Here is a 3,973-nt window from a genome sequence, read left to right as displayed (position 1 = left end):
TCAGGACGGTGTCCCGTAGAAATCGATTATGGATTAAGCTCATCGGGAACGCCTACAGTGATGACCTCAAGTGTCTTATAGTTAATAAGGAGAAACACTTCTATATCTGCATCTTCTGCCAAATGTCCATAGAGCCCCACGTCCGTCCCGAGATCGGGAGGATTAAACTTGTGGCCCGTAAATTCAACGTTGAGATCGTATTTTTCTCTAAAGTACGTATTCCTGCTTCCATAGCCTTGTTAACAGCTTGAGCATTTTCGCGAGAGTTAGAACTGGAGCTACAACCTCCCACAATTAGGACAAAACAAACAAAAATAAATATGATCAAATGCTTACTTTTTAGTATAGTGTCCACTTCTTACATCTATCATGATATGGGTATATTACTATATTTTAAATTTAAGAGTGAATATAGGAAGTTGATTTTTTTTTGAAAACCTACATTTCAGATGAGATGTACATGAATTTTTCCAAGCTTGCATATCAAGACGTTCCGGAGGGATCTGTCCTCCCGGAATTGGAACCTTGGAAAGTTGTCGACCAACGCACTTGCAGGTGGAGGTTACAGTTATTTGATTAAGCTAACCGGCAGTTTAGTTGAATGAAGAATTAATCGTAACTTTAATAATAAAATTAACGTTAAGTGGTAAAGAAGGAAGGGAGATGAAATTGAGCGAAGTCAAAATACTATCGGTAGACCTCAAAAGAAATAGCTATTTAATTAAGTGGGAAAATGAAGAAAATTGTGAGAAGGGTATCGATTCTGTCTACGAAGAAAGTGGAGCGATTGAAATGATTGAGGCTTCAATCTGTTATGAAACTGTTGTTTTCAAAGGAGAAAAATAGGGGAATGAAGATAAATAAACCTTGAATAAATCAAAGGGATGACCGTAGAATAAAATGCCATTAAAGGAGAATTACATTGACTAGTTCAGTTACTATTTGGCTTGCGTTTAGTGGTGGGATTCTGGCCTTCATTTCTCCATGTACTCTTCCACTGTATCCATCCTTCATATCGTTTATAACTGGATTATCCGGAAAAGATATACAAGAGAATAAAAGTTTGAATTTATCAAAAGTTATATTAATTAATTCTACCTTATTTGTTTTAGGGTTTTCGATTATATATTATGTTCTTGGCTATTCAGCAAGTTTAATTGGGAACTTTTTCTACGATTATAATGATCTTATCCGAATGTTAGGTGCGATTTTCATAGGTATTGTAGGAATGTTTTTAATTGGTATATTTCAACCTAAAGTTCTGATGAAAGAATTTCGTATTCCTTTTATAAAAACGAAAAACAGTTCACTAACTGCTTTTCTTGTTGGTATTATTTTTGCTGCAGGGTGGACACCTTGTATTGGTCCCATTTTTGCAACGATTATGTATGCATCCGTTTTATATCCAGGTCAAACCTTCATTAATATTACTGCTTATACTCTAGGATTCGGGTTGCCTTTTATCTTTATGGGTTTTTTTGTAGGAAAGACAAAATGGGTATTAAAATATAGCTCTATTCTAATGAAAATTGGAGGAGCACTACTTATTTTAATTGCGATTTTGCTATACACGGACAAATTTATTTATTTGAATATATGGTTTCAAAAAGTAACAAATGGTGGATGGGGATAACAAAGCTTCCCAACCGTTGGAATGTGGTTTCAGTAGAATTGTATAAAAAATTGAACAAACGATTCTGAACATTCAGCTAACGAAAAAACGATAGTTGAACACAGCAGGGGAAGCGACTTGCCAGTTGGCAAACGCTCTCTTTTAGTTATGCAAACGAGCAGTTTAGTTGAATGAAGAATTATTTGTAACTTTAATAATGAAATTAACGTTAAGTGATAAAGGAGGAAGGGATATGAAAGGGATTGCTACAATGTTTATCTTTCTGATTTTTATTATAAGTGGTTGTAATACTGCAGAATTAAAAGTAGCAGAAGAACAAGCAAAATTAAGCGTTATTGAACAACATACTAAACACATCGGCAAAGTCAAAATACTATCGGTAGACCTCAAAAGAAATAGCTATTTAATTAAGTGGGAAAATGAAGAAAATTGTGAGAAGGGTATCGATTCTGTCGACGGAGAAAGTGGAGCTATTGAAATGATTGAGGCTTCAATCTGTTGAAAGTATTCTTATAAGTAGAAAGCATTGTTATTGAATTTAATAGGGATTGGAGAGGGGAAATGAGTAATTTAATACGATTTGGTCTAATTGTCATTTCATTAATTCTTACTTTAATCGGATTTTTAAAACTATCCAACAGTCCAAAAAGCTCAAGACTCAACAAGTGAGTATATAAGGTCGGTAGGAGGAAGTTTAGATACAAATACATCAACTAACGAAAAAACTTATTTAAAAAAAGGAGTTAAGGCCAACGTGAAAACGAAAAAGGATATATTATTTCTTCTAATTGCATTAATACTGGCAGTAATTATCTTACTAAGTTTTTGGTTTTACTCTAGTAAAGCTTATTATCCAACGCTTCCTTTTGAAGGTATATCAAAGAAAGAAGTTGTTGAAAAATTGGATAAGAGTAGCAATGAACTAGTTGAATTATCAAAAGTTAATGGATTTTATTGGCTCGGTTATAGCGGAAATCAACAAGAAGGAAGAGACAAAGTCATAAGGGAGATGGAGGATCAAGGGTTAAAGTATGACTCTTACGAGGGTTCTGGGATATTTTTTGAAGGTGAAGGAAGGATTATTATAACAGGGCAGATGTGGACTACCAATTATGTATTATACAAAGTGCCAGCAGAAAGTTATTTAGGTGCAGGGGATCATTAAATTCACAACTGGTTAATTACGCTAACGAAAAAACAGATTTTAGGATGGTAATATTGGAGATTTTATAAGTTTCACTGTCACATGTAAGATAGGCTCTTATTGTTGCTAGTGGATTGGGGATTTCAATGTAGATTAATCAAAATAAAAAAGGAGGATTCAAATAAATGAACAAAAAATTTTTAGCGAGTATCATAACAGCGGCATTATTAGTCGGTGGAAGCACATATACTTATACAACTTTCGCATCAGAAGCTAACTACAGTTCAAACGTAGCAGAAAAATCAACTTTAGAAAATACAGAGATACAAGAAGATCATAATGTAACAATTAAGCCTATTTCTACAGTGCCAAATGATCAAATACACATACCGTTGGATTTGGCTAATCCAAGTGTGATTGAAAAGTATTCCGCGGACATAACAGATGATAATCCGATTAGTGAATTATTAGGTAGTTATACAACAGACTATGGAGATGACTCTATCGAAGTTAGTGCAAATTATATTTTAGAAAGCGGTTCTGCTGTAGATTTTATCCAAGTTCCTTTAAATATAACTCCTGAAGAAGCAGTTGATTTCTATACTTCCGGTGTATACTCAGATGCAGAAATAACAACTGGAGAGGTTAATGGATACAAAGTTGTATATGTTAAGGGAGAAGCAAGTAAGGCTATTCATATGATGTCTGAAAGGCATGCCTATACTATTAATACTGTTTTTGATGATGTAAGTATTGAGTACCTAGAGGAATTAGCAAAACTTATCACAGAATAACAGATGAAATTATGGGCTTTTTCTTCAGTGCTTTGAGCAAAACTTAAATAGCTTAAATGTTTTCTTATGTACATGTTTGTAAAACAAATTAAATTCAGCTTGCATGTTTATCTCTAGAACCTTGATTTACATATCAGGGTTTTTTTATTAGGGTGCTGTTGACTACTATATTCGTTATTATCCTGACATTGAAGACGAAGATTGAAACTCATGGCATGGTAGAGTGGTGGACAGATAATAATTTCGAGAATGGTTTATAAACAGGGCGGTGGCTTCCTTGATTAATCTGAAGGATTTTGATGACTTAAGCGTAGTTAACAAGCTATTATCTGAATGCATGTGTTCTGATGAAGAATAAAATGATTGAACTAACGAAAAAACAATAGTTGAACATAAAGGGTT

General features: G+C 33.8%; 6 protein-coding genes. All 6 read left to right on the top strand.

All coding sequences use genetic code 11. The features are described 5' to 3' along the window. Positions 1-251 (top strand): hypothetical protein (locus ACWPWY_RS23470; protein ID WP_454193942.1); only part of this gene is annotated, 251 nt, incomplete at its 5' end. A 346-nt stretch (positions 252-597) separates the two neighbouring features. Further along, entirely contained in the window at positions 598-846 is a 249-nt protein-coding gene (locus ACWPWY_RS23465; RefSeq protein WP_454193941.1) for a hypothetical protein, read from the top strand. A gap of 76 nt (positions 847-922) precedes the next feature. Continuing rightward, positions 923-1,633: a cytochrome c biogenesis CcdA family protein gene (locus ACWPWY_RS23460; protein ID WP_454192940.1), complete on the top strand. Its 711-nt coding sequence runs from the start codon at positions 923-925 to the stop codon at positions 1,631-1,633. A gap of 232 nt (positions 1,634-1,865) precedes the next feature. Then, entirely contained in the window at positions 1,866-2,135 is a 270-nt protein-coding gene (locus tag ACWPWY_RS23455) for a hypothetical protein (RefSeq protein WP_191799811.1), read from the top strand. 252 nt (positions 2,136-2,387) lie between these two features. After that, on the top strand, positions 2,388-2,798 hold the full coding sequence (locus ACWPWY_RS23450; RefSeq protein ID WP_454193940.1) for a hypothetical protein: 411 nt from the start codon (positions 2,388-2,390) through the stop codon (positions 2,796-2,798). 164 nt (positions 2,799-2,962) lie between these two features. Then, positions 2,963-3,571 (top strand): hypothetical protein, encoded by a 609-nt coding sequence (locus tag ACWPWY_RS23445; protein WP_454193939.1) that lies wholly within the window; start codon positions 2,963-2,965, stop codon positions 3,569-3,571. Positions 3,572-3,973 lie beyond the last annotated feature (402 nt).

Source organism: Paenibacillus sp. Marseille-Q7038 (genome assembly GCF_965111595.1).
The sequence above is the reverse complement of the archived record's forward strand: the minus strand, read 5'-3'. Positions and strand labels throughout refer to the sequence as shown.